This window comes from Phenylobacterium sp. (assembly GCF_036402295.1).
Classification (GTDB): Bacteria; Pseudomonadota; Alphaproteobacteria; order Caulobacterales; family Caulobacteraceae; genus Phenylobacterium.
Genome location: NZ_DASWTE010000286.1, coordinates 12524 through 37804 on the forward strand (window position 1 = coordinate 12524; position 25281 = coordinate 37804).

Consider the following 25281-nt stretch of genomic DNA (forward strand, 5'->3'; position numbering starts at 1 on the left):
GCCTTGGCCGCGGGGGCGCCGTTCGGCCTCGGCCGCAAGCGCGCCGCCCAGGCCCGGCTAGCCGATCGAGACGTTCAGCATCCAGGCGTGCTTTTCGTGCGCCTCGACGCGGGCGTCGATCAGCGAGGCGGTGACGTCGTCGGCGCCCTCGCGGGCGGCCTTGGCGGTGGCGACCAGCGTGGCGTGGTCGGCGGCCAGTTCTTGCAGCATCTCGTTCGCGCTCTTGGACGGGTCGCCATCCTTGATGTGGGAGAGCTGGCCGAAGGCGCCGTAGCCCTGCGGCGCGTACTCGCCCAGGGCGCGGATGCGCTCGGCGATCAGGTCGATGGCGGCCCACATCTCGGTGTAGTGGGTCATGAACAGGGCGTGCAGCGAGCCGAAGTTGGGGCCGCGGACGTTCCAGTGATAGCCGTGGGTCTTCAGATACACCGCGTAGGTGTCGGCCAGGAGCCTGGAGAGCCCGGCGGCGATTTCCTTCTGCGACTTGTCGGCCATGTCGTTCTCTCCTCGGGTCAGCGGGGGTGGCGCACGCGGACGGGCGCGGGGCGCAGGGCCCAGGCGCGTTCGTGCACGGCGAAGGCGATGGTCTGGAAGACCGGCTCGATCAGGCCGACGGCCAGGGCGGCCTGCCAGTTGCGCGTCAGCGCATAGGCCACGGCGATGGCGACGATCATGTGAACCAGCGACCAACTGGCGGTCTTGGCGGCGAGGCGCATCGGCGGTCCTCCGTGTTCCATACGCCCTAGGTAGGGTGGCGGCGACCAAAGGTCCAATCGATCTTTTCGGAATTTTGCATAGAGCGACACTATCAGTCGTTTTCGCAGCTTGGCGCCGGGGCTCCGTAGGTTATCGTCGTTAAGCGACCGCTCGTCAGAAGCGGAGCTGACGGAGGAACGACCTATGAAGTTCACCTGGTTCAACCTCATGCCGTGGCCGTATCTCCCGGACGACTTCCGGGAGAAGAACCGCTCGGTGTGGGTGGACATCGACCAGAAGCTGTTCGATCCGGCCAAGAGCCATGAGGTCTACAACACCTACATGGACCTGCTCGAGTACGCGGGCGAGCTGGGCTTCGACGGCATCGGGGTGAACGAGCACCACCAGAACGGCTACGGCATCATGCCCAGCCCCAACATCATCGCCGCGGGCCTGGCGCGGCGGACCAGCGATGCGGCCCTCGTGGTGCTGGGCAACTCCATCGCGCTCTACAACCCGCCGGTCCGCGTGGCCGAAGAGTTCGCCATGCTGGACTGCATCTCGGGCGGGCGGCTGGTGGCCGGCTTCCCGGTCGGGACGTCGATGGACACCAACTACTGCTACGGCCAGATCCCCAGCCTGACGCGCGAGAAGTACCAGGAGGCCCACGACCTGATCATCAAGGCGTGGACCACGCGCGAGCCGTTCGCGTTCAACGGCCGATACAACAAGCTGCGCCACGTCAACATCTGGCCGCGGCCGATCCAGCAGCCGCACCCGCCGGTGCACATCCCGGGCGGCGGCTCGGTCGAGACCTACGACTTCTGCATCGACAACACCTACAGCTACTCGTACCTCAGCTTCTCCGGGTACCTGCGGGCCCAGGCGCTGATGAACGGCTACTGGAAGCGGGTGGAGGAGCGCGGCGCGCCCGACAAGAGCCCGTACCGGGCCGGCTTCGCCCAGACCATCTGCGTGGCCGAGACCGACGCCGAGGCCAAGAAGCTGTACGAGGAGCACATCAGCTACTTCTACAACCGCTGCCTGCACGTCTATCCGGGCTTCGCCGACGCGCCCGGCTACCGGACCATCAAGACGATCCAGACCGGCGCGCTGTCGCAATACGCCCCGCCGGTGGGCGGCTACACCCAGCTCTCCTGGGAGGAGCTGACCGAGCAAGGCCACGTGATCGCGGGCAGCCCCGAGACCGTCCGCCAGCGGATGGAGGAGCTGATCAAGGGTCTCCACGTGGGCAACATCTTCTGCCTCATGCACGTGGGGAACATGCCGGCGGACAAGTGCATGTATTCCACCCGCCTCTTCGCCGAGAAGGTGATGCCGAAGCTGCGCAACATGTTCCCGGACTACGCCGACGACGACCGATTCTGGTGCAAGCCGCTGGCGAAGCGGGTGACCGCCGGCTCGCTGCCGACCGCTCCGGCCCGCGCGCCGATTCCGGCCGAGTGAGGGAGGGGACCATGGAACTTCGGACCGTCGAGACCTTCCACGTGCCCGTCCGCTACCTGGTGGGTGGCGCGGGCCCCGACCTCGTCTTCCTGCATGGCGCGGGCGGCGTGACCGCCGAAGACCCGTTGTTGGCCGAGCTGGCCAAGAGCCACCGGGTCTATGCGCCGCTGATCCCCGGCTACGGCGACAGCGAGGAGGCGCCCGAGATCCGCGACATGCTGGATTTCACCCTGCACACCTGGGACGTGATCGCCGCCCTGGGCCTCAAGGACCCGATCCTCGTGGGCCACTCGATGGGCGGGATGATCGCGGCCGAGATGGCGGCGGTGCAGCCGAACGACGTCTCGCGCCTGGCGCTGATCGCGCCGGCTGGCCTGTGGGACGACGACCACCCGATCGCCGACCTGTTCGCGACGCTGCCGTACGAGATGCCGGCCTTGTTGTTCCACGACGCGGAGGCCGGGGCGGCGATGCTGACCGCCGGCCGCAACGTGACCGACCCGGGCTTCCTGCAGGCCTATCTGGTCACCAACGCCCGCCAGCTCGGCATGGCCGGGCGCATCCTGTTCCCGATCCCCGAACGGGGGCTCAGCGGGCGGATGTACCGGATCCGGGCGCGGACGGTGATCGTGTGGGGGGACTCGGACAAGCTGATCCCGCCGGTTTACGCGCACGGCTTCAAGAAGGGCATCCTGGGCGCGGAGCTGGTGTCCATCCCGGAAGCGGGCCACATGGTGACGCTCGAGCAGCCGAAAGCGGTGGCCGAGGCGATCGGGCGGTTGGGCTAGGGGAGCGCACCCACCCGGGGATGTCATTCCGGTCTTCGCCTGGCGGCGAAACCGGGATGACAATTGGGGGCGGATGATGCGCGCTAATTTGCGCTTCGCGCCCGCTCCGGCACCCGCCACAGGTGGATCTGGAAGCCCTCGGCGGCGTCGAGCGTCTTCTCGGGCTTCCAGTCGCCCATGTCCCAGACGTGGCTGACGATGCGCGTTCCCGGCTTTAGCGCGAGCAGGCGCGGCTTCAGGCGTTCGTTGAGCTCGGGCAGCAGGTAGAGCGTGACGACGGTCGCCTCGTGGAAGTCGGCCTGGAACAGGTCCTCGCGGCGAAAGCGGACGAGGCCGGCGACGCCGGCGGCCCTGGCGTTGGCCTTGGCTTCGGCGATGCGCCGGGGGCTGATGTCGATGCCGACGCCGCGGGCGCCGAAGCGCTTCGCCGCCTCGATCGGGATGCGCCCGTCGCCCGAGCCGAGGTCGTAGACCACGTCGCCGGGACCCACGTCGCCCAGGGCCAGCATCGCCTCGACCGTCTCATGTGGGGTCGGAACATAGATAACATCGATGCCGCGGTCCGCCGGGACCGTCTGGCAGGCGGCCAGGACCAGGCCGCCGATCGCAACCGCCAACGCCTTCACCCGCGGCCTCCCTCCGCCGGTTCCTGCGCGCCGAGCATGGCGCGGGCTCTCGGAGAGGGGACTTCACGCCTGCGTGATCGATGCCGCGGCCCCGCTGAACCAAACCCGGCCAGGGGAGTTTCGCCTCCCCAACCGAGGGACACTGGAGGGAAAGAGGCGCTGAGGAGCCTGAAACGATGATGAAAAGGACCAACATCCTGCTGGCCGCGACGGCCGCGCTGACACTCGGCGCGGGGGCGGCCTCCGCCCAAGTCTGGCTGCCGATCATCGAACGCCAGGCGATCATGGAAGACCGGATCGACGCGGGCGTCGCCAGCGGCGAAATCACCGCCAGCCAGGCCAGCGCCATGCGCGCCGACCTCGCGGCGCTGGTCTCGCTCGAGGCCAGCTACCGCTACGGCGGTCTGTCGGGCCGAGAGAAGCTGGACCTCGACCGTCGCTACGCGGCGATCGACGACGGCGTCCGGCTCGCCACCCGCGAAGGCGCGGAGGTGGCCTGGGTCGATCTCGAGGACCGCAAGGCCGACCTGGACGCCCGGATCGACGCCGGGGTGCGCTCGGGTCAGCTGACCAGCGCCGAGGCTAACGCCCTGCGCGACGACTTCAGCGCGCTGGTGAGCGCCGAGGCCAACTACCGGGTCGACGGCCTGTCGCCGTCCGAGCGGGCGGACCTCAACCGCCGCTTCGCCGACCTGAGCGCCCGCATCCACCTGGCGCGCACCGATAGCGACCGGGTCTACGGCTACAACCGCTACTGACCCCCACGCTGAAACCCACCGGAGGCGGCTCGCGAGACCGGGCCCCTCCATCGAGGGACGCGTTTGAGGAGAGATGAGATGAAAACCATGATCCTTACCCTGGCCGCCGCCACCGCGCTGAGCGCCGGCGCCGCGGCCGCCCAACCCTACGGTTGGGGCCGCGCGGACAGCCGCTGGATGTCCATCGACGCCCGGCAGGAACAGATCGCGTTCCGGATCGACCAGGGCGAGCGCAACGGCCAGCTGACGCCGCGCGAGGTCTATCGCCTGCGGACCAAGTTCAACCGCATTGCCCGCCTCGAGGCGCGCTATCGCTGGAACGGCCTGTCGAGCGCGGAACGGGTCGACCTGGACCGCAGACTGGACATGCTGACCCAGGAAGTCCGGATCGCGCGTCGCGATGACGACCGCCGCTACGGCTACCTCGATCGCGACTTCTATCCGCCCTACTAAGCGCGGATAGCGGATCGGGAACTCCGGCGGCGGGAAGGGCGACCTTCCCGCCGCCCTCGTTTGCGCCCACATGCAGCGCGTGAGCGCGCTATTCGACTTGCCGCCCGTGGCGCCAGAGGGCTTCCGGTACAGGGACGACTTCGTTTCGGCCCCGGAGGAAGCCGAACTGGTCGCGCGTCTCGGCGGGCTGGCGTTCGAGCCGTTCCAGTTCCGGGGCTACGAGGGCCGGCGCAGGGTGGTGAGCTTCGGCCTGCGCTACGACTTCAACGGGCCGGGCCTGGTGACGGCCGAGCCGATGCCGGAGTGGCTGCTGCCGGTCCGCGACCGCGCCGCGGCGTTCGCCGGGCTGGCGCCGGAGGCCTTCCAGCACGTGCTGATCAACGAATACCGCGAGGGTGCGCCCATCGGCTGGCACCGGGACCGGCCGGTGTTCGAGAAGGTGGTGGGCGTCTCGCTCTTGTCGCCGACCGTGATGCGGTTCCGGCAGCGGGCGTGCGAGCGGTTCGAGCGGATCAATGTGGCCCTGGCGGCGCGCTCGGCCTATCTGCTGGACGGACCGGCCCGCCTGCACTGGGAGCACAGCCTTCCTGAAGCGAAGGCGCACCGCTACTCCATCACCTTCCGCAATTTGCGGAGCTAGCTAGCCCCCCAAGGTTGTCATCCCGGTTTCGCCGCAGGCGAAGACCGGGACCCATTGAGCGCGGCGTGGGTGGGCTGGCGAGGCGGCGATGCCGCGCCCCTCATTCAACGCAGAGTCCAACGGGTCCCGGTCTTCGGCTGCGCCCAAACCGGGATGACAAGTTAGGGTGGGGACGAGGGGGCACGACATGACTCTGATCGACATCCTGCTGATCGCGGCGCTGGCCGCGTTCGTGGCCGCATGGTGGTGGCGGGGGCTGCCGCGTCGGCCGCTGGTGCTGGCCGGGCTCGCCGCCGCGGCCCTGGCGCTGGGCGTGGCGGGGGTGCTGGACGATCGGTGGCAGGACGGGGTCGGCGGGGCGGTGGGTCTCGTTGCGCTCGTCGTCCTCGGCGTGAACCGGCTGCGCAAGGCAAAGAGCCGGACCGGCGTGCCGTTCGCCTCGGGGACGGCGTTCGGCCTGCTGGCGGCGGGCGGCGTGGCGGCGATCCTGCTGTTCCCGCTCTGGCCGTTGCCGAAGCCCGGCGGGCCGCATCCGGTGGGCGTGCGGACCTTCGAGGTGGTCGACGCAGGGCGGCTGGGCGTGTTCGCGGCCGGCCCGAACGAGCCGCGGCGCCTCCTGGTGCGGGTGTGGTATCCGGCCGGCGCGGTCGCGGGCCGGCAGCGCGCCCGCTATTTCACCGAGGCCGAGGCCGGGGCGACGGCCGAGTCGGTGGGCTCGCTGGTGGGCTTCCCGCCCTTCTTCACCTACGTGAAGCATGTCCGCACCCATTCGCACCTCGACGCGCCGCTGCTGCCGGGGGCCGCGCGCCTGCCGGTGGTGTTCTACAGCCACGGCTACACCTCGTACCTGGCGCAGAACACCGCGCTGATGGAGGACCTCGCGAGCCACGGCTACGTGGTCTACTCGCTGCAGCACACCTACGACTCTGCGGCCACCGTGTTCCCGAACGGCGACGTGGCGCCGGCCGACCCCGAGCTGTCGCGGCGGGGCAAGACGACGGCGTCCGAGAAGGCCCGCGACGAGGCGCAGGCCCTGGCGATCTCGGGCGAGACGCTGGACGCGCGCCTTGAGGGCTACCTGCGCACGCGCGAGCTGGCCCTGGCCGGCGAGAGCCCGCGGCTGATGCAGAGCGGCGGCGTCTGGGCGGCAGACCGCATCTTCCTGCACGACCAGCTCCAGAAGGGCGCCGTGCCGCCCGCGATCCGCGAGATCGCCGCGGCGGGCGACCTCACGCGGGTGGGCGAGATGGGCATGTCGTTCGGTGGCGCCACCTCGGGCACGGTCTGCATGATCGACCGGCGCTGCGCGGCGGGGATCAACCTGGACGGCGGCGACTTCCCGTTCCAGGCCTTCGGGACCGAGATGCCGGTCCCGTTCCTGATGTTCCACTCGGACCTCGGCCGGCTCTATGGCGCGCTGGGCGTGAAGCCGCCGACCAGGATGCGCAGCTTCAACGAGTTCTCCTACGAGGCCTTCGCGACCGCCGGGATGCGGCGGGACATCTATCGAGTGATGCTGAAGGACGCGCAGCACCTCGGGCTGTCGGACTCCGCGCTGTTCGTCCGCCGGCCGGTGCGCGACCCGCTGTTCGGGACGACGCCGACGAAGGTGCTGATCGGGGCGCAGAACGACTTCGTGCGGGGCTTCTTCGACCGCCACTTGCGGGGCCAGGCGAACGGCTTCCCGCAGAAGCAGCTGGCGGCCTATCGCGGCTGGGTCTCGCCGGTCGACGTCGACGCGGTGCGGGCGTGGTGGGGGAACAAGACCGACACCGAGCGCGCCGCGATCATGGCGCGGATCGCCGCGGCCAAGAAGGTTCCGCCGGCGACGTGAACCGCGGGATCTTTTCGCCGTCGCCCACGTTGTGCCCGAAACGGGGGGAGAACCTCCGACAGACCGCGCTATAGAGCGCGTCGATGCTCGCCATAGAGCCAATCATGTTGATCGATAGGCGGGGCCGTCCATAGTGCCGCTCGCGCGTCGGGAGGGAGCCTGCCGCGCCAAGGAGAGATGAACAATGTCGCTTGCGAGCAGCAAGACTATCGAGAACCTCAAGGCCGCGTTCGCGGGCGAGAGCCAGGCCAACCGCCGCTACCTCTACTTCGCCCAGAAGGCCGACGTGGAAGGCTACAACGACGTCGCCGCCGTGTTCCGCTCGACCGCGGAAGGCGAGACGGGCCACGCCCACGGCCACCTCGAATTCATGGAAAGCGTCGGCGACCCGGCCACCGGCCTGCCGATCGGCGGCACCGCCGACAACCTGAAGGCCGCCATCGCCGGCGAGACCCACGAGTACACCGACATGTACCCGGGCATGGCGCGCACGGCCCGCGAGGAGGGCTACGACGAGATCGCCGACTGGTTCGAGACCCTGGCCAAGGCCGAGAAGAGCCACGCCGGCCGCTTCCAGCGCGCCCTCGACACGCTCGACTGATCCCAAAGCGTGTCATCCCGGTTTCCGCCGCCAGGCGGAAGACCGGGACCCAACGGGCGGCGTCTCCGTGCGGCCGGGACGCCCTCGACGTGAGGGCCGACCTTGCTGACCCTCGAGCACGGGCAGGTTGGGTCCCGGTCTTCGCTCCGCGAAACCGGGATGACACCTCTTTTGAGAGCTGAAGCGTGAGCGAAGACACCAAGGCGCCGGCTGCCGGCGGCCCCCCGCGCGAGGGCAGCCTCGACGCGCCCTTCCGCCGTCCGATCCTGTGGCAGGACGAGGACTACTACGACCTGGCCAAGGTCGAGGCCGAGCTGCAGCGGCAGTTCGACGTCTGTCATACGTGCCGGCGCTGCTTCAATCTCTGCGACAGCTTCCCGCGGATGTTCGACGCCATCGACGAGGGCCCGACGGGCGAGATCGACGGCATCGGCCCGAAGGACCATGCCCACATCGCCGAGGCGTGCACGCTCTGCGACATGTGCTTCCTGACGAAGTGCCCGTATGTGCCGCCGCACCCGTTCGACATCGACATCCCGCACCTGATCCTGCGCTACCGGGCGGCCAAGCGGCGGGCGGGCGAGATGGCCTGGGTGCGCGAGCAGCTGGGCGAGATGGACCGCAACGGCAAGCTGGCCAGGCCGGTGGCCGGGCTGGTGAACTGGGCGACCGCGCGGAAGAACACGCCCCTGCGCAAGCTGCTGGAAGCGATCGCCGAGATCGACGCCGAGGCCGAGCTGCCGGCGTTCCATGGGAAGACCGCGGGCGACCGGATGAAGCGCCCGCTGGCGGCGAACCCTGAAGGCCCGGCGTTCGGGCGGCGGAAGGTCGCGCTCTATGCGACCTGCTACGTCGACTACAACAAGCCCGACACCGCCGTGGCGGCCGCCAAGGTGTTGGCGCTGCAGGGCGTCGAGGTGAAGCTGGTCTATCCCGAGTGCTGCGGCATGCCCCAGCTCGAGGCTGGCGACATCAAGGACGTGGCGGGAAAGGCGAAGCGGGTCGCCGCGGCCTTCGCGCCGTACATCGCCGAGGGCTACGATGTGGTCGCGCTGACGGCCTCGTGCGGGCTGATGATGAAGTTCGAGTGGCCGCTGATGTTGCCGCAGGATCCGGCCATCGCGGCGCTGTCGGCTGCGACCAAGGACGTCGCCGAGTACGTGGTCGAGCTCTCCAAGACGTTCGGCCTGGTGGAAGGCCTGAGGCCGGTGGAAGGCGGCGTCACCTTCCATCACGCCTGCCACGCCCGCGCCCAGAACATGGGCGCAAAGTCGATGGAGATGCTAAAACTGATCCCCGACACCAAGGTCGACCTGGTGGAGCGCTGCTCGGGTCACGGCGGCACGTTCGGGGTGATGAAGGCGACGCGGCCGGCGGCCAACAAGGTGGGGCGGCCCGCCGCCCGCCAGGTGGCCGCCAAGGCCAATGGGACACTGTGTTCCGACTGCCCGCTCGCGTGCAAGCATCTGGCGCAACTGGTGGGGGACGACACCGCCGCGACGGCTCCGCCGCGGCCCAGCGAGGCGCACCCGATCGAGGTGTTCGCCCGCGCGTACGGAGTGATCTGAGATGCCGCTCACCGACCGCCGCATCACCCCCGACGACCTGATGCCCGACGCCGAGTTCGCCCAGCGCCGGAAGGCCTGGCGGGCCGAGCTGTTGCCGATCAAGCGCCTGCGCCGGATCGAGCTTGGGCCCTACTGCACCTTCTACTTCGAGTGCTACGACACCATGCTCTTCCAGGTGCAGGAGATGCTGCTGATCGAGAAGGGCGGCGCGGCCCAGGTTCCGGACGAGCTGGCGGCCTACAACCCGCTGATCCCGACCGGCTCCGAGCTGGTGGCCACGGTGATGTTCGAGATCGACGAGCCGGTGCGCCGCGAGGCGGTGCTGGCGCGGCTGGGCGGCGCCGAGGACTGCTTCTTCATCCAGGTGGGGGGCGATCGGGTGATGGCGACGCCCGAGGAGGACGTCGAGCGCACGCGCGAGGACGGCAAGACCAGCTCCGTGCACTTCCTGCGCTTCGCGCTACAGCCCGAGCACATCGCGCGGTTCCGCGACCCCGGCACCGAGATCCTGATCGGCTGCAGCCACGAGCGCTACACCCACCTGGCGGGCCTCTCGCCGGCGAGCCGGGCGGAGCTCAGCCGGGACTTCGCCTGACCCGACGCCCTACTGCGCGTGCCGCGGCTCCTCCGGCGTTGGCGGCGGCGCCGTCTTGGCCTGCCAGAGCAGGAAGGCGCGGATGTCTTCGGCGCGCTTTTCGTCGAAGAAGCGGCGAAAGGGGGCCATGCCGTTCGCCTTCAGCGCCCCGTCCAGCACGATGGCTTTGAAGCCCTCGGGCTCCAGGATCGCCGGCGAGCGGGTGAGGTTCGGCAGGAAGACCCCGCGGCCGTGGCAGCCGCTGCAGAACTGGTCGTAGACCACGCCGCCGCGGTCGGCGTCACCGGCCGAGGGCGTGGCCAGCTTCAGGTCCAGCGCCGGCAGGTCGGCGGGCTTGGGGTAGGGCGGTGGCTTCACGGTTCCGCCCAGCTTGAACACCAGCAGGCGGCCGCGCTGGCGGGGCTGGTCGAAGTTGCCGGCGCCGCCCGCGCCCACCATCAACGCCAAGTACTGCTCGCCGTCGATGGCGTAGGTGGAGGCCGGCGCGATGGCGCGGGCGCCGAGGTCGTAGCTCCACAACGGCCGGCCCTTCGCCGCGTCGTAGGCCACGAGCCGCCGCTCGGCGCTGTGGAAGACCAGGCCGCCGTCGGTGGCCAGCACGCCGCTGGTGGTCATGTGCGGGAACATCACGCTCCAGCGCTTCTTTTGGGTGACCGGGTCCCAGGCGATCAGCTCGCCGCGGGCGGCGGCGCGGTTGTTGGGACGCGTGAGGACGGGCTTGGCGCCTGGGCCCTCGGGGATGCGCAGCATGCCGGTGTTCCAGGCGCCGGCGACGTACTTGAAGTCGGTGGGATCGGCATAGAAGCCGCGGCCGTGCTGGGCGGGGATGTAGACGAGGCCGGTCTTCGGGTTGAACGCCATCGGGTGCCAGTTGTGGCCGCCGAGCGCGCCGACCATCTGGTTCGACATGGCGCCCTTCTCGTAGCGGGCGAAGGGCGCCTCGACCGGGCGGCCGGACTTCAGGTCGACGCGCTCGGCCCAGTCGACGGGCACGAACTTCTCGGCCGAGATCAGCCGGCCGGTCCTGGCGTCGAGGACGTAGAAGAAGCCGTTCTTGGGGGCCTGCATGACGACGCGGGTCGGTTTCCCGGCGATGAGGAGGTCGGCCAGCATGATGTGCTGGGTGGCGGTGTAGTCCCAGCTCTCGCCGGGGGTGGTCTGGTAGTGCCAGACGTACTCGCCGGTGTCGGGTCTGAGCGCCACGATGGACGCCAGGAACAGGTTGTCGCCCTTGCCGCCCGAGCGGAGCTTGTGGTTCCAGGGAGTGCCGTTGCCGACGCCGATATAGACTAGGCCGGTCTGCGGATCGTAGGTGATCGCGTCCCAGACGGTGCCGCCGCCGCCGCTCTCCTTCCAGACCCCGTCGCTCCAGGTGGCCGTCGCCTTCTCGCGGAAGACCTTGTCCGACGCCGCGCCGTCGGGCGCGCCGGTGGGATTGGGCGTCGTGTAGAAGCGCCAGGCCAGCTTGCCGGAGGCGGCGTCATAGGCGCTGACGTAGCCGCGCACGCCGTATTCCGCGCCGCCGTTGCCGATCAGCACCTTGCCGTCCACGACGCGGGGCGCGCCGGTGATGGTGTAGGGGCGCGACTTGTCGGTGGTCTGGACGTCCCAGGCGACCTGGCCGGTCTTGGCGTCCAGCGCGACGAGGCGGCCGTCCAGCGTGCCGACGTAGAGACGGCCCTTCCACAGCGCCGCGCCGCGGTTGACCACGTCGCAGCAGGCGTTGAAGCCGGCCTCGCCCGGGACCTTGGGGTCGTACTTCCAGAGCGGCTTGCCGGTCTTCGCGTCGAAGGCGGCGACCTTGGACCAGGCGGTGGTGGTGTAGAGCACGCCGTCGGCGACCAGCGGGGTCGCCTCCTGGCCGCGGTCGGTGTCGAACTCGGCCCACCAGGCGACGCCCAGCTTGCCGACGGTGGCGGTGTCGATCTGTTTCAGCGGCGAGAAGCGCTGCTCGTCGTAGGTCCGGCCGTAGCTGAGCCACTCCGAGGCGTCGGCCGCCTCGATGCGCCGGCCATCCACGCCCCGGCTGCACGCCGCCGCGACCAGAACCGCGCCGATGACGGCGGCCCACCGAACCCAACTCTGCAAGACGCTTCCCCCGTACTCGTTCTTCGGAGCATCGCAGAGGATCGCCCGCAGGCCTAGCGGTCGGCGTGAGCCCAGCCGATGTCCGCTGCCGACCGCCCCGCCGCGTAGGCGCGAGCCGCGCGCTTGAGGCGGAACCATTGCCACGCCTGCGGCCAGCGGGCGGGCTGCGCCAGCGCCTGGAGTATGGCGAATACGCGGCGGCTCGGCGGACCAGGCGAGCCGGCCTCCGCCGCCTGGCGCCTACCGAACTCCCACCGCGCCAGGACGGCCGGCAGACGCTGGCGATCCGGGAACCGACACCGAAACTCTGCGGTCCGCACCAGGCGCCGTTCGGAGCGGGCGAACAGACCCAGCACGAAGGCGTCATCGGCCACCAGATCGGGGAAGTCGCCCCAGCGGGCGCGACCCGCCGCGTTCACGGCATAGAAGCCGCCGCCGACGACATCGTCGCGGAACGGGGACGCGCTCTCGACGAAGGCCGCCAGCCGCGCGGTGTTCGCCGGCGCGGCGAAGCGGAGGCGCGGGGCGGCCGCGCGGGGGTGCGAAGTGTCCAGCGGAGCGGCCACTGCCTGCAAGGCGGTGGGCGAGAGCGCGACGTCGGCGTCGACGTAGGCCTTGGGAAGGGTGGCGACTGCTGCGTCCCCGGCGCGCAACGCAGCAGGCTTGGAGGGTTCGACGATCTCAACGACCTGCAGCCTGTGTCCGGCAGCCGCGAACGCCCCGATCATCGCGCGGGCGACCTCTGCCGTCGCGTCCGCGCACCCGTTGGCGACTATGACGACGTCAAGCTCCACGCCCTCTTGGGCGAGGAGCGAAGCGAGCAGCGCAGGCAGCACGTCGGCCTCGTTCCAAGCGGGTACGACCACGCCGAAACGTGCGACGGTCATCGTGCCCCCAGCCGGGCTCCCGCTTCGGCGGCGGCCAGCACAATGGCGCCCGGCCACTGCGCCGGGGCCAGCCGCCAGAGACGGTCGTAGCGGGCCCCGTCCTGGGCGAAGAGCTCAGGGCGCGCCTCGCGCAGGGCCACGTTGGACTGGAAGTATCGACGCCGCGCGGCGATCAAGCCGGCGAAGCTGTCTGGCGCCGCCACGCTGTAGGTGAGGCCAGCCGGTCGGACGCGCTCGGCCGGCGCGAACTGGAGCCGTGCGAACTTGTCGTCGGGCAGTGCGTCCGGCCATGCGCCCCATCGCGCCCGGCCCGAAGCCGAGACCGCGTACATGCCCGCAGTGACCGGCTGCTCGACCACATACGGGATATGGTTCCAGGCCTGCATCGCCATGGCGACGAGCGGCGAGCGGGTCCGCCAGAGCGCTCCGGCGCCCACGAAGTGCGCGCCGGAGTCGATGGCGTCCAGGATCAGACGCAGCGCATCGGGACTCAGCACCGCATCCTGGTCGAGATAGAGCCGGTGACCCTGGGCGTCGGTCTCGCCGGTGTTGAGCGCCGCCGGCCGCGACGCCCGCGGCGCCTGCAGCAGCCGGGCCTCGGCGCCGGACGCCTGGATGGTGGCCAGGCCATCGCGGGCGATCGCCTCGGAAGCGTCGCTGCAGCCGTTGAGGACTAGGGTGACCCGCACCTCGTCCCAGACCTGGGGCGCGAGGGCGGCGAGCATCCGCGGGAGCTCGATCTCGCCGTTGTGGACGGGGACGATGACCTCGAGCCGCTTAGGCATGAGCGACCTGCGGTGTACGCGCGAGCAGTCCCAGCAGGACGGTGGTGTCGAGGCGGACGTCGCGCGGGCGGCCCGGCGGCGCCAGCTCGCGGCGCGAAATGCGCCGGATCGCCGTCGCGTCCAGACCCGCCTGGAGCGCGCGAGCGCGCAGGACTTCGTATGGCGTCGTGTGAATGGCGCCGGCCACGTGAAGGGCGCCGCGGTGGTCGAGCTCGGCGAGCCGCATCACGGCCCGGCCCAGTTCGTCCCCGTACACGGGGGTGCGATGCTCATCGTCGGCAGCGGAGAGCACCTCCCCGCGGCGCAGACGAACCAGGCCCCGCTCGACGAAATCCGATCGCGGAGCGGGACGGTCGTTGAGCACCCAGCCCAGCCGCGCCACCAGTCCGCCGGCCGCCAGCACGAGACGCTCGGCGGCGAGCTTCGTCTGGCCGTAGACGGTCACGGGCGCCGGCCTGTCGCACTCACGATAGGGGCCGCGGTCGCCGTCGAACACCTGGTCTGTCGAGGAGAAGATGAGGCCGCGCTGTTGCCGCAAGCACCAGTCCGCAATCAGCTCCGTGGCCCGTACGTTCAGGTCGTAGGCGACGTCGGCCTGTTCCGCCGCCAGCGCGGGGCTGGATACGGCGGCCAGATGGATGACACGGTCAGGCGAAGCGTGGGCGAGCAAGCGGGCCGTGGCGCGTGCGTCGCGCAGATCGCATGCAAGAGATCCTGCCCGGCCGCTCAGCGAGGCGCGCACCACGTGCACGCCGGCCCGCGCGGCGGCCGTGCTCACGATTGTTCCCACCAGACCGGTCGAACCGGTCACAAGCCAACGCTCGCCGCGCATCATACGGCATCCCCCAGACACCAGTCGGCGCCTGCGGGACAGGAGTGTCAACCCGCGGCGCCTGCGGCACGGACCTGCAAGAAAAAGGCCGCCCCGGAGGGCGGCCCTTCGTACTCGTCGCGCCCAGTCGGGGGACGTTCTCGAAATCAGAAGATTTCGAACAACCCCGCCGCGCCCATGCCGCCGCCGACGCACATGGTGACGACGCCGTACTTCGCGCCGCGGCGCTTGCCTTCGTACATGAGGTGGGCCGTGCAGCGGGCGCCGGTCATGCCGTAGGGGTGGCCGATGGAGATCGAGCCGCCCGAGACGTTGTACTTGGCCGGGTCGATGCCGAGCTTGTCGCGACAGTAGAGCACCTGGGAGGCGAAGGCCTCGTTCAGTTCCCAGATGTCGATGTCGTCGATGGTCAGGCCGTTGCGCTCGAGCAGCTTCGGGATCGCGAAGACCGGGCCGATGCCCATCTCCTCGGGACCGCAGCCGGCCACCGCCATGCCGCGGTAGGCGCCCAGCGCTTCGATGCCGCGCTTCTCGGCTTCCTTGCGCTCCATCAGCACCACGGCGGCGGCGCCGTCGGACAGCTGCGAGGCGTTGCCGGCGGTGACGAACTTGCCCTCGGGCACGTACTTGCCGCCCTTGAACACCGGGTTCAGCTTCTGGAGGTCGGCCAGGGTGGTCTGCGGGCGGTTGCCCTCGTCACCGGTGATGGTGATCTCCTTGTCCGCGGTCTCGCCGGTCTCCTTGTTGACCAGCACCTTCATGATCGTGGTGACCGGGACGATCTCGCTGTCGAAGCGGCCTTCGGCCTGGGCCTGGGCGGTGCGCTGCTGCGACTGCAGGGCGTACTCGTCCTGCGCCTCACGGCTGACGCCGTAGCGCTCGGCGACGACCTCGGCGGTCTCGATCATCGAGGTGCGCAGTTCGGGCACGTGCTCGGCCAGCCACGGGTCGCCGGCCATGAAGCTGTTGATGTGAGCGTTCTGCACTAGGCTGATCGACTCGATGCCGGCGCCGATGGCGACCTGGGCGCCGTCGTTGATGATGTACTTGGCGGCGGTGGCCACGCCCATCAGGCCGGAGGAGCACTGGCGGTCTATGGTCATGCCCGAGACGGTGTTGGGCAGGCCGGCGCGCAGGGCGGCCTGGCGGGCGATATTGTTGCCGGTCGTGCCCTGCTGCAGGGCCGAGCCCATGGCGACGTCGTCGATCTCGCCCGGATCCACGCCGGCCTGGGCGACGGCGGCGCGGATCGCCTCGGCGCCGAGGGTCGCGCCGTAGGTGTTGTTGAAGGCGCCGCGATAGGCCTTGCCGATGGGGGTCCGCTTGGCGGCGACGATGACGGCTTCACGCATGAGAGGGAGGCTTTCTGGCTTGGGTGGATGGCTTGACGCGAGGGGAACTTGAGGACGTGAAAAAGGCGGGGCTGCTCGCGGCCGCCCCGCCTGAAATGAGGTCTACTTGTTGAGCTCGGCGAACTTCTTGCCCTCGGCGGCCAGCTTCTCGAGCAGGGCCGCGGGCTTGAAGTCGTCGCCCATGGAGCCCTGGAACTCCTTCATCTTGGCCAGCACCTTGTCGGGCCCGCCGACCAGGTCGCCGTAGAACATCGGGCCGCCGCGGTAGACGGGCCAGCCGTAGCCGTTGACCCACACCACGTCGACGTCGGACGCGCGGATCGCCTTGCCCTCCTCGAGGATCTTCACGCCCTCGTTGATCATCGGGAAGACGCAGCGTTCCAGGATCTCTTCGTCGCCGATCTTCCGGGGGTTCCGGCCGCTCTTCACGATGAAGTCGTTGATCACCTTCTCGGTGAACGGCGACGGCTTGGCGTTGCGATTCTCGTCGTAGTCGTAGTAGCCGGCCCCGGTCTTCTGGCCGCGGCGGTCGGCTTCGCAGAGCACGTCGCGGATCGTCTCGCCCTTCGAGTTCTCCTTCACCCAGCCGATGTCGAGGCCGGCCAGGTCGCTCATGGCGAACGGCCCCATGGGGAAGCCGAAGTCGTAGAGCACGCGGTCCACGTCCCAGGGCATGGCGCCTTCGAGGACGAGCTTCTGCGCCTCACGCTGGCGCTGGCTGAGCATCCGGTTGCCGATGAAGCCCGGACAGACGCCGGCCAGCACCGCCACCTTGCCGATCTTCTTGGCCAGCTTCATCGACGTGGCGATGACGTCCTTGGCCGTCTTCTCGCCGCGGATGACCTCGAGCAGCTTCATGACGTTGGCCGGCGAGAAGAAGTGCAGGCCGATGACGTCCTCGGGACGCTTCGTCACCGAGGCGATCTCGTCGATGTTCAGGTAGCTGGTGTTGGACGCCAGGATCGCGCCCGGCTTGGCGATGGCGTCCAGCTTGGCGAACACGTCCTTCTTGATGTCCATGCGCTCGAAGACGGCCTCGATGATGAGGTCGCAGTCGGCCAGCGCCGAGAGGTCCAGCGCGCCGGTCAGCAGGCTCATCCGCTTCTCGGTCTCCTCGGGCTTCGCGCCGCGCGACCGCTCGTAGTTCTTGCGGATCACCGACAGGCCGCGGTCGAGGGCGTCCTGCTTCAGCTCGACGATCGTCACCGGGATGCCGATGTTGGCGAAGTTCATCGAGATGCCGCCGCCCATGGTGCCGGCGCCCAGGACGCCGACCTTCTTGATCTCGCGAACCGGGGTGTCATCCGGCACGTCGGGGATCTTCTGGGCGGTGCGCTCGGCGAAGAAGTAGTAGCGCTGGGCGGCCGACTGGCTGCCGCTCATCAGGCCCATGAACAGCTGACGCTCGGTTTTGAGGCCTTCTTCGAAGGTGGGGGAGTTCACCGCCGCCTCGATGCACTTGATGTTGGCTTCCGGCGCGTCGAAGCCGCGGAACTTGCGGGCGTTCTTCTTGCGGAACTCGGCGAAAATCTCGGGCTGGCCCTTGGCGGCTTCGAGCTTGGAATTGTTCTCGCTGATCTTCACCAGCGGCTTGTTCTCGGCGACCGCCTTGTTGGCGAAGGCGAGCGCGCCTTCCTTCAGCTTGCCCTCCTCGACCAGCTCGTCGACCAGGCCCAGCTTGGCGGCTTCGGGCGCCGGCACATGGCGGCCCGAGGTGACCATCTCCAAGGCGTTCTCGACGCCGACCACGCGCGGCAGGCGCTGCGTGCCGCCGGCGCCGGGCAGCAGGCCGAGCGCCACTTCGGGAAGACCGAGGCGGGCCGAGGGCACGGCCACGCGATAGTGCGCGCAGAGCGCCACTTCCAGGCCGCCGCCGAGCGCCGTGCCATGGATCGCGGCGACCACCGGCTTGGGCGAGCTTTCCATCATGTTCTGGACGTCGAAGAGGCTGGCGCCCTTGGCCGCGCCGCCGAACTCGGTGATGTCGGCGCCGGCGATGAAGGTGCGGCCGTCGCAGATCAGGACGATGGCCTTGGCGTCGCTGGCGATCGCCTGCTTGAAGCCTTCGTAGAGGCCGTCGCGGACGTTGAACGACAGGGCGTTCACCGGCGGCGAGTTCAGCGTGATCACGGCCACGTCGCCTTCGCGGGTGAGGGTGGTCACCGAATTGATCTCGGTCATCTGGCTTCCTCGAAATGGGTTGGCTGACCGCTCGTTCAAAAATCTGGCGGCCGTGAAATTCAAACGCGTGTTATAGGCCTCGGCAGGCGAGGCCAAGTCAATTCCCGCAAGGGGTTTGGAAGCTTGGACGACTGCCGCAACGACAAGGAAGGGGAGTGCTTCATGGCGTCCAATCTGTTCTCGCTCGACGGCAAGGTGGCGTTGGTGACCGGCGGTTCGCGCGGCATCGGCAAGATGATCGCCAAGGGCTTCCTCGAGGCCGGCTGCCGCAAGGTCTACATCACCGCCCGCAAGGCTGCGGCGTGCGACGCCACCGCCGAGGAGCTGGGCCCGAGTTGCGTCTCGATCCCGGTCGACATCTCGACGGTCGAGGGCTGCAGGATGCTGACCGAGCGGTATCTGAGCCACGAGGACAAGCTGGACATCCTGCTCAACAACGCCGGCGCGGCCTGGGGCGCGCCGTTCGAGGAGTATCCGGAGAGCGGCTGGGACAAGGTGGTCGACCTGAACCTGAAGTCGCCGTTCTTCCTGACCCAGGCGCTGCACGCGACGCTGAAGGCTTCGGGCACGCACGAGCGACCGGCCAAGGTGATCAACATCGCCTCGATCGACGGCATCCGCCTGAACCCGCAGGAGACCTACGCCTACCACGCCTCGAAAGCCGGCCTGATCTACCTGACGCGGCGGATGGCGGCGCGGCTGATCGAGGACGACATCGTCATGAGCGCGATCGCGCCCGGCGCCTTCGCCTCGGACATGAACCGCGTGGCCCGCGACCAGGGCGACGAGATCGCCAAGCGCATTCCGTCCCGCCGCATCGGGACCGACGAGGACATGCAGGGCGTGGCGATCTACCTGGCGAGCCGGGCCGGCGACTATGTGGTCGGCGAGACCATCGCGGTCGACGGCGGCGTGGCGTTGGCGCAGCTCGGGGTCTGACGCGTCCAATGGCGCAGGTCTTGCGTATGTAGGCCTGGAGGGGGACTGACTGTCTCTCGCGGTCGGTGGGGCGGCGTGGTGCATTCGCCCTGAGCGCGTTCTCCCCCTTCCACCATCCTGCTTCGCCCACGAAGAATTGGAACGGTCACGGTTCCGGCGCGATTCCCGCTATCAAGGGGACGAACGCCAGAAACGCCGATTTGACCGACGCACCGAAAAAGCGCCCGCGCCGCACGCTGCTCCGCCTCCTGGCGGTGGCGGGCGTCATCGTGCTTGTGGCCGCCGCCCTGACCTGGCTGAACCGCCGGTCGCTGGCACGTGACGCGCTCACCGGCTGGCTGGAGGGCAAGGGCATCCCGGCGCGGGCCGAGGTGGAGGCGTTCGGACCGTCCACGTTCACCGCGAAACTCAGCATCGGCGATCCGTCCAACCCCGACTTCACCGCCGAACGCGCCGAGGTGCGCTATCGCACGCGACTGACCGGGCTGGAGGTCGTGTCGGTCACGCTCAGGAAGCCGGTGCTGCGGGCGCAACTCAGGGCGGACGGGCTGCATGTGGGCGCGCTCGATCCGCTGGTGCAGGAGTTCCTGCGACGCCCGCCACGACCCGATGCGGCCAAGCCCCGGATCAGCATCGACGACGGCGTGCTGGTGCTCTCCACCGACTACGGGCCGGTGCGGGTTGCGGCCGACGCGCTGGTGGAAGACGGGCAGCTCCAAACGCTGACGGCCACGTCGGCGCCGATGCGGCTGAGGGGGAAGGATTTCGACATCGCCCTCGGCGCGGGGACGCTGCGCGAGGTGACGCGCGCCGGGCGGGCGGACGTGACGCTGGTCGCGCCGGTGACGGCGGCGACCGCAGGGCCCGCGAAGCTGACGGACGCAAGGCTGACCCTGGCGGCGCAAATTCCCTATCCGGACTTCCAGAAGCGCCGCGGCGAGGGCGTGGTGGTCGCCAATGTGACCCTGGCGGGCAAGCGGGCCGAGATGGCCGGGCAGGCGCTGGGCGAGGCCGAGCTAAAGGCGGCGTTCACCGGCCAGGCGAAGGGCTGGATCCCCGACCTGTCCGTGCGCGGCCGGTTGGCGGGCGACGTGCGCGCCGGGACCGGGCGGTTCGGTGCGGCGAGCGCGCGGGCGATCCGCGTGGCGGTGACGTCGGAGGACCTGGCCTGGACGCGCAAGGGCGGCGACCGGGTGGCGGGCGTCGTGAAGCTGAACGGCGGCGTGGACGGGCTGGACGCCGGCGAGTTGCGGCTGGCGGACTTCGCCGTGACGGCGGCCGGGCCGCTCGCGGCGAGCGCGGCGGGAGTCGAGGCGGACCTCACGGGATCCGCGGTGGGGCGCGGCGCCTGGAGCGGCCTCGGTGCGCCGACCACAGCGGACGCAGGCGACATGGCGGCGATCAAGCGGGCGGCGCGCGGGTTCCGCGTGGCGGCGCCCAAGGTCGCAGTGCGGATGAAGGGCGGCGGCCTGACCGTGGGCCTGCCGCAACCGCTGCGGCTCGCGCCGGACAGCGGCGGGGCGGTGACGCTGGCGGCGCGTGGGGGCCAGCCGGTGTTCGGGCCCCAGGGCGGGGCGTTCCGGCTGACCGTGGCGGGCGGTGGCCTGCCCGGCCTGGACGCGGACGTCTCGCGGTTCACCGTCACGGACGGCGGGGCCAGCGCGGCGGGCCGGTTCCGGCTGCGGACGTCGATGGCCGCGCTGCGGGGCGGCGAGATCGACGCCTCGGGCCGTCTGAACATGGCGGGCGGCGCCACGACCTTCACGGCCGACCGCTGCGTGGCGGTGAAGGCTGAACGGCTGGAGTTCGGAGCCAACGACATCGAGGCGGTGGCCGGACGGCTATGCCCGGTCGGCGGTCCGCTGTTCGCGATGCGCGGCGAGACCTGGCGGGTGTCGGGGAGGGCCGAGGGCGCGACGGGCGCGGCGCCGTTCCTCCAGGGCCGGGTGGCGGACGGCGCGGGCCGGGTGCGGGCGTCGGGGGTGGGCGCGAAGATGACCGCCGACATCCACGTCGACACGGCGCGGCAGGAGGACACGGCGCCGGAGACGCGGTTCAACCCGTTCCTGATGAGCGGCGACGTGACCCTGCGCGAGTTCATCTGGCGCGCCGACCTGGCGTTCCGGCGGCCCGACGCCGGCGCTCTGGGCACGGCGCTGGTCACCCACGACGGCCGCCTCGGGTTCGGCGCGGCCGTGTTCGAGACGGTCATGCTGGAGTTCGCCGAGGGCGGGCTGCAGCCGGTGCAGATCTCGCCGCTGGCGTCGGCCGTAGGTTCGCCGGCGGTCGGATCTGCGAAGTTCTCGGGCCGGTTCGACTGGGCGCTGGAAGGCTCGTCCAGCTCCGGCAAGCTCGTGGTCCCGGGCCTCGACTTCCAGAGCCCGGCCGGGCCGGTGAAGGGGCTGAAGGGCGAGATCGCGTTCGAGAGCCTGGCGCCGCTGAAGGCCGCGCCGGGGCAGGAGCTGACGGTCGCGGAGCTGCAATCGGCGGTGCTGCTGACGGGCCTGCGGGCCCGCTTCGAACTGATCGACAACCTGGTGAAGATCGAGGGGGGCGAGGCGGCGGTGGGCGGCGGTCGCATCCGCGCCGAGACGCTGGAGATCCCGCTGACGCCCGGCGCGGCGACCCGCGGCGTCGTCTATGTGGAAGGCGTGCAACTACACGACCTGGTCGAGGCCACGCCGTTCGGCGACAAGGTGGAGCTGGACGCCAAGGTCAGCGGCAAGCTGCCGTTCGAGATCACCGGCGACAAGATCCGCATCTCGGGCGGCCAGCTTGCGGCCGACCAGCCGGGCCGCATCTCCATCGACCGTGCGGCGCTGACCGGGGTGACGGCGGACAGCGCGACCCCCGTCCCGGCCGAGGCCAACCCGAACGACACCTTTACCGACTTCGCCTACCAGGCCATGGAGAACTTGGCCTTCGACAAGCTGGAGGTCTCGGTGACGAGCCGCGATGACGGCCGCCTGGCCAGCGTGTTCCACATCGTGGGCCGCCACGATCCGCCCGAGAAGCAGCGCATCCGGCTCACCATCATGGACCTGATCCAGCGGCGGTTCCTGGGCCAGAAGCTGCCGCTGCCGTCTGGCACGGGCGTGGACCTGACGCTGGACACCAGCCTCAACCTGGACGACCTGATCGCCGACTGGGGTGAATATCAGCGAACGAAGAATTCAGCCGGCGTTCAGCCGTGAAGCTTCAGACAGGAGACATGATGAGGACCCAACCATGAGAGCTGCGCTGGCCGCCCTGGCCTTGCTGGGCCTCTCGGCGTGCGCCCCGACCGTTCGCGTCGAGGTCGCGCCCATCACCATTTACGCCAAGCTGGACGCCAACGTCCGCTTGCAGCTGGACGAGGACGTGAAGGCCCTCATCCAGAAGAACCCGAACCTCTTCTGAGGCTTGTGAGATGAACAGGACAGACTTCTTCAACGTCGGGGCCGCGGTTTTGGCTGCGCTCGCCGCAGGAGCCACACCGGCGATCGCCCAGTCGGCCAACACCAAGAGCGTGGTCGACGCGGCCAAGACGGCGGGCGTGGTCGGGGAGCAGGCCGACGGCTTCCTGGGCTTTGTGAAGCCCACCCCGGACACAGCGCTCAAGGCCGCGGTCGACGAGATCAACGCCGGCCGCGCCCAGCTCTACCGCGAGGCCGCCGCCAAGAACGGCGTGACGGCCGCCGCCGCGGGCGCCTCGGCGTTCACGACCGTGGTGCAGGCGCGCATCAAGTCGGGCGAGTTCTACAAGCCCGCCGGCGGCGGCTGGGTGCGGAAGTAATCCCTCCCCGGAGGGAGGGATGACTACTTGGGTGTCCGCATCCGCATCAGCCCCTCCTGCGCCACGGAGGCCACCAGGGTCCCGTCCTCGGCGTAGATCTGGCCGCGGATCAGGCCGCGGCCGTCCGAGGCCGAGGGGCTGTCGTGGACGTAGAGGTGCCACTGATTGAAGTCGGTCGGCTTGTGGAACCACATGGCGTGGTCGAGGCTGGCCGACTGGAAGCCCGGGGTCTGCCAGTGCACCCCATAGGGGCGCATCGCCGTCGACAGCAGGTTCATGTCCGACGCATAGGCCAGGATCACCTGGTGCATGTGGGCGTCGTCGCCGATGGGCGTGCGGCAGCGGAACCAGTTCTGCGACACCGGCTCCTTGGGCCCGCCGTCCATCCAGTAGGTGCGGGCGTCCTTCGAGCGCATCTCGATGGGCGGCATGCGCGAGAGCCAGCGCTTCGCGGCCTCCGACGCGTCCTTCATCATCTCGCGCATGACCTCCTGCTGGTCCGGCAGCTCGGACCAGTGCGGGCCTTCCGGCATCTGCGCCTGGTGGAAGAAGCCCTCCTCCGGGTCCTTGAACGAGGCCGCCAGGTTGAAGATCTGCTTGCCCCGCTGCACAGCCACGACGCGTCTGGTCGTGAAGCTGCCACCATCGCGGCTACGATCCACTTCGAACACGATCGGCACGGTCGGGTCGCCGGGGCGGATGAAATAGCAATGCAGCGAGTGGCAGACGCGCGACTCGACGGTCTCGTAGGCCGCCAGCAGCGACTGCGCGATCACCTGGCCGCCGAAGATGCGGCCGGGCGCGGTGTCGGGCGACGTGCCGCGGAACAGGTTCTCCTCGATCCGCTCCAGCTGCAGCGTCTCAACCAGGGTTTCGTCTTGCGCGCCTTCGTCAGGCAATGGCGTCTCGCTCATCGGCGCCGCTTACGCGCGGGCGCCGGCCGGGGCAAGATGTTGCTTCGGCGGGCGAAGCCGCCACATCTTGCGCCATGGGGGATATGAGCGTCGTCGCACGGCCGATCTGGCGCACACGGCTCGCGGTCGTGCTGGTGGCCTGGATGGTGACGGTCGTGACCGCCACCCTCGCTGCCGCGCGCCTGATGGAGGTGACGCCGGACGGACTCGCGCCGGTGGTGATCGCCGCCATCTTCGTCGTGCCGCCGCCCATCCTGCTGGTCTGGAGCTTCTGGTCCATGCTGCGCGAGCCGGTGACCGGCTGGCTGGGCCCCACGGTGCTGATGACCTTCGTCGGCGGCTTCGTGCCGCTGTTCGCGCCGCTCTACCTCACCGGCGTGCGCCTGAACTTCGAGGCCCGCCGGCCCGCCTATGACGAGATCGCCGCCGACGCCAAGGCGGGCCGTCTCGTGGGCGTCGCCAACCGGCGCGGCTGGGTGGTCGGCAGCCGCGGCGACATCCGCTTCCGCTACCGCCCGCGGGACCCCGGCCTGATCGAGTTCATCTGGACCAACGCCTACGGCGTCCGCGCCGGCGTCCGCTACGACGACACCCCCTGCGTCGCCCGCCCCGGGTTCACCTGCATCTCCCGCGGCGACCCCCTCGCCGACCGCTACACCTACTACGCGCGGTTCTTCTGAGCTTGACCCGCAAGGCCCTGCGAGGGTCTAGGACGTCGCCATGTCCTTCGACTGCACAGTCCTCACCATGTTCCCGGAGGCGTTTCCGGGGCCGCTGGGCGTTTCGCTCATCGGGACGGCGTGGCGAGAGGCCGCGCTCTGGACGTTGGAAACAGTGGACATTCGGGGCTTTTCCACAGATAAGCGCGGCTTCCTCGACGACACCCCTGCGGGTGGCGGTCCGGGGCAGGTGATGCGGGCGGACGTGATCGCCTCTGCGCTCGACAGCGTGGAGCGGCGCGGACGGCCGCTTTTGTACATGAGCGCCAGGGGTCGCCCCTTGACCCAGGCGCGCGTGAAAGAGTGGGCCCAGGGCCCGGGACTGACCGTCCTGGCCGGACGGTTCGAGGGGGTGGACCAGCGGGTGCTCGACGCCCGCGGGTTCGAGGAGGTCTCCGTCGGAGACGCGGTCCTCGCCGGTGGCGAGGCGGCGGCGCTGGTGGCGATCGAGGCTTGCGTACGGTTGGTCCCGGGAGTCCTGGGGCAGGCCGAAAGCCTCAGTGAAGAGAGCTTCGAGGACGGTCTCCTCGAGCATCCGCAGTACACGCGACCGCGGACGTTCGAAGGGCTCGATATCCCCGAGGTCCTGCTGTCCGGGAACCATGCGGTCATCCGCAAATGGCGCCAGGACCAGCGGGAAGAAACCACGCGGGACCGACGCCCGGACCTCTGGGCGAAGCGAACCGCCAATCAACAGGCAAAGGGCGATTTCAAGCCCAGTAAAGGACGAGAGAGATGAACGTGATCGAGCAGCTCCGGAAGGAAGAGGCCGCCCGCCTCACC

Annotated in this window: 25 protein-coding genes; 15 read left to right on the forward strand and 10 right to left on the reverse strand. The window is 69.8% G+C overall.

Features of this window, described 5'->3' with window-relative positions:
* Positions 1-57 precede the first annotated feature (57 nt).
* Positions 58-495, reverse strand: a complete 438-nt coding sequence (locus VGD44_RS17240) for a DNA starvation/stationary phase protection protein (protein ID WP_331089353.1) — start codon at positions 493-495, stop codon at positions 58-60.
* A gap of 17 nt (positions 496-512) precedes the next feature.
* A complete protein-coding gene (locus VGD44_RS17245) occupies positions 513-716 on the reverse strand; it encodes a DUF2061 domain-containing protein (protein WP_331089355.1) in 204 nt (67 codons plus the stop codon).
* Between the two features lie 184 nt (positions 717-900).
* Between VGD44_RS17245 and VGD44_RS17250 the strand changes: the two genes are divergently transcribed.
* Together VGD44_RS17250 and VGD44_RS17255 are read left to right on the forward strand one after the other, a co-directional pair.
* The gene (locus tag VGD44_RS17250) at positions 901-2163 is read left to right on the forward strand and encodes an LLM class flavin-dependent oxidoreductase (protein WP_331089357.1); all 1263 of its coding nucleotides are present in this window, start codon (positions 901-903) and stop codon (positions 2161-2163) included.
* An 11-nt stretch (positions 2164-2174) separates the two neighbouring features.
* The gene (locus VGD44_RS17255; RefSeq protein ID WP_331089359.1) at positions 2175-2951 is read left to right on the forward strand and encodes an alpha/beta fold hydrolase; all 777 of its coding nucleotides are present in this window, start codon (positions 2175-2177) and stop codon (positions 2949-2951) included.
* Between the two features lie 83 nt (positions 2952-3034).
* Here VGD44_RS17255 and VGD44_RS17260 read toward each other — a convergent pair whose 3' ends face one another.
* The gene (locus VGD44_RS17260; RefSeq protein ID WP_331089361.1) at positions 3035-3577 is read right to left on the reverse strand and encodes a class I SAM-dependent methyltransferase; all 543 of its coding nucleotides are present in this window, start codon (positions 3575-3577) and stop codon (positions 3035-3037) included.
* A gap of 179 nt (positions 3578-3756) precedes the next feature.
* Between VGD44_RS17260 and VGD44_RS17265 the strand changes: the two genes are divergently transcribed.
* The 7 genes from VGD44_RS17265 to VGD44_RS17295 all read left to right on the forward strand — a co-directional run bounded on the left by VGD44_RS17265 (position 3757) and on the right by VGD44_RS17295 (position 10026).
* Positions 3757-4335, forward strand: coding sequence for a hypothetical protein (locus tag VGD44_RS17265; RefSeq protein ID WP_331089363.1), 579 nt, complete (start codon positions 3757-3759; stop codon positions 4333-4335).
* Positions 4336-4413: 78 nt separating this feature from the next.
* Entirely contained in the window at positions 4414-4788 is a 375-nt protein-coding gene (locus VGD44_RS17270) for a hypothetical protein (protein ID WP_331089365.1), read from the forward strand.
* A 70-nt stretch (positions 4789-4858) separates the two neighbouring features.
* Positions 4859-5428: an alpha-ketoglutarate-dependent dioxygenase AlkB gene (locus VGD44_RS17275; protein WP_331089367.1), complete on the forward strand. Its 570-nt coding sequence runs from the start codon at positions 4859-4861 to the stop codon at positions 5426-5428.
* Positions 5429-5615: 187 nt separating this feature from the next.
* Complete coding sequence (locus VGD44_RS17280) at positions 5616-7262, forward strand: hypothetical protein (RefSeq protein ID WP_331089369.1); 1647 nt, start codon at positions 5616-5618, stop codon at positions 7260-7262.
* A 184-nt stretch (positions 7263-7446) separates the two neighbouring features.
* Positions 7447-7863 (forward strand): rubrerythrin family protein, encoded by a 417-nt coding sequence (locus tag VGD44_RS17285; protein WP_068877746.1) that lies wholly within the window; start codon positions 7447-7449, stop codon positions 7861-7863.
* 185 nt (positions 7864-8048) lie between these two features.
* Positions 8049-9431: a heterodisulfide reductase-related iron-sulfur binding cluster gene (locus tag VGD44_RS17290; RefSeq protein WP_331089373.1), complete on the forward strand. Its 1383-nt coding sequence runs from the start codon at positions 8049-8051 to the stop codon at positions 9429-9431.
* A gap of 1 nt (position 9432) precedes the next feature.
* Positions 9433-10026 carry a DUF3501 family protein gene (locus VGD44_RS17295; RefSeq protein WP_331089375.1) on the forward strand — a complete coding sequence of 198 codons (594 nt, stop codon included), beginning with the start codon at positions 9433-9435 and terminating at the stop codon, positions 10024-10026.
* A gap of 9 nt (positions 10027-10035) precedes the next feature.
* On the opposite strand, the gene VGD44_RS17300 is transcribed toward VGD44_RS17295, so the two are convergent.
* The 6 genes from VGD44_RS17300 to VGD44_RS17325 all read right to left on the reverse strand — a co-directional run bounded on the left by VGD44_RS17300 (position 10036) and on the right by VGD44_RS17325 (position 18151).
* The gene (locus VGD44_RS17300; protein WP_331089377.1) at positions 10036-12114 is read right to left on the reverse strand and encodes a PQQ-dependent dehydrogenase, methanol/ethanol family; all 2079 of its coding nucleotides are present in this window, start codon (positions 12112-12114) and stop codon (positions 10036-10038) included.
* Positions 12115-12167: 53 nt separating this feature from the next.
* Complete coding sequence (locus VGD44_RS17305) at positions 12168-13001, reverse strand: glycosyltransferase (protein WP_331089379.1); 834 nt, start codon at positions 12999-13001, stop codon at positions 12168-12170.
* Positions 12998-13786 (reverse strand): glycosyltransferase family 2 protein, encoded by a 789-nt coding sequence (locus tag VGD44_RS17310; protein ID WP_331089381.1) that lies wholly within the window; start codon positions 13784-13786, stop codon positions 12998-13000. Before VGD44_RS17310 ends, VGD44_RS17305 begins: the two co-directional genes overlap by 4 nt.
* Complete coding sequence (locus VGD44_RS17315; protein WP_331089383.1) at positions 13779-14618, reverse strand: SDR family oxidoreductase; 840 nt, start codon at positions 14616-14618, stop codon at positions 13779-13781. The genes VGD44_RS17310 and VGD44_RS17315 overlap by 8 nt, the downstream gene beginning before the upstream one ends.
* Before the next feature lie 146 nt (positions 14619-14764).
* Positions 14765-15970: an acetyl-CoA C-acyltransferase gene (locus tag VGD44_RS17320; protein WP_331089385.1), complete on the reverse strand. Its 1206-nt coding sequence runs from the start codon at positions 15968-15970 to the stop codon at positions 14765-14767.
* Positions 15971-16072: 102 nt separating this feature from the next.
* The gene (locus VGD44_RS17325; RefSeq protein ID WP_331089387.1) at positions 16073-18151 is read right to left on the reverse strand and encodes a 3-hydroxyacyl-CoA dehydrogenase NAD-binding domain-containing protein; all 2079 of its coding nucleotides are present in this window, start codon (positions 18149-18151) and stop codon (positions 16073-16075) included.
* A gap of 162 nt (positions 18152-18313) precedes the next feature.
* On the opposite strand from VGD44_RS17325, the gene VGD44_RS17330 reads away from it, so the two are divergent.
* From VGD44_RS17330 to VGD44_RS17345, 4 genes are all read left to right on the forward strand, one after another.
* Entirely contained in the window at positions 18314-19090 is a 777-nt protein-coding gene (locus VGD44_RS17330) for an SDR family oxidoreductase (RefSeq protein WP_331089389.1), read from the forward strand.
* Positions 19091-19290: 200 nt separating this feature from the next.
* On the forward strand, positions 19291-22284 hold the full coding sequence (locus VGD44_RS17335; protein WP_331089391.1) for an intermembrane phospholipid transport protein YdbH family protein: 2994 nt from the start codon (positions 19291-19293) through the stop codon (positions 22282-22284).
* A 34-nt stretch (positions 22285-22318) separates the two neighbouring features.
* Positions 22319-22489, forward strand: a complete 171-nt coding sequence (locus tag VGD44_RS17340) for a YnbE family lipoprotein (protein ID WP_331089393.1) — start codon at positions 22319-22321, stop codon at positions 22487-22489.
* Positions 22490-22499: 10 nt separating this feature from the next.
* Complete coding sequence (locus VGD44_RS17345; protein WP_331089395.1) at positions 22500-22865, forward strand: YdbL family protein; 366 nt, start codon at positions 22500-22502, stop codon at positions 22863-22865.
* 23 nt (positions 22866-22888) lie between these two features.
* Here the strand turns inward: VGD44_RS17345 and VGD44_RS17350 are convergent, their stop codons facing one another.
* Positions 22889-23779 carry an acyl-CoA thioesterase II gene (locus VGD44_RS17350; RefSeq protein ID WP_331089397.1) on the reverse strand — a complete coding sequence of 297 codons (891 nt, stop codon included), beginning with the start codon at positions 23777-23779 and terminating at the stop codon, positions 22889-22891.
* 83 nt (positions 23780-23862) lie between these two features.
* Between VGD44_RS17350 and VGD44_RS17355 the strand changes: the two genes are divergently transcribed.
* Positions 23863-24459: a hypothetical protein gene (locus VGD44_RS17355; RefSeq protein WP_331089399.1), complete on the forward strand. Its 597-nt coding sequence runs from the start codon at positions 23863-23865 to the stop codon at positions 24457-24459.
* A gap of 40 nt (positions 24460-24499) precedes the next feature.
* Positions 24500-25237: a tRNA (guanosine(37)-N1)-methyltransferase TrmD gene (gene trmD / locus VGD44_RS17360; RefSeq protein ID WP_331089401.1), complete on the forward strand. Its 738-nt coding sequence runs from the start codon at positions 24500-24502 to the stop codon at positions 25235-25237.
* Positions 25238-25281 lie beyond the last annotated feature (44 nt).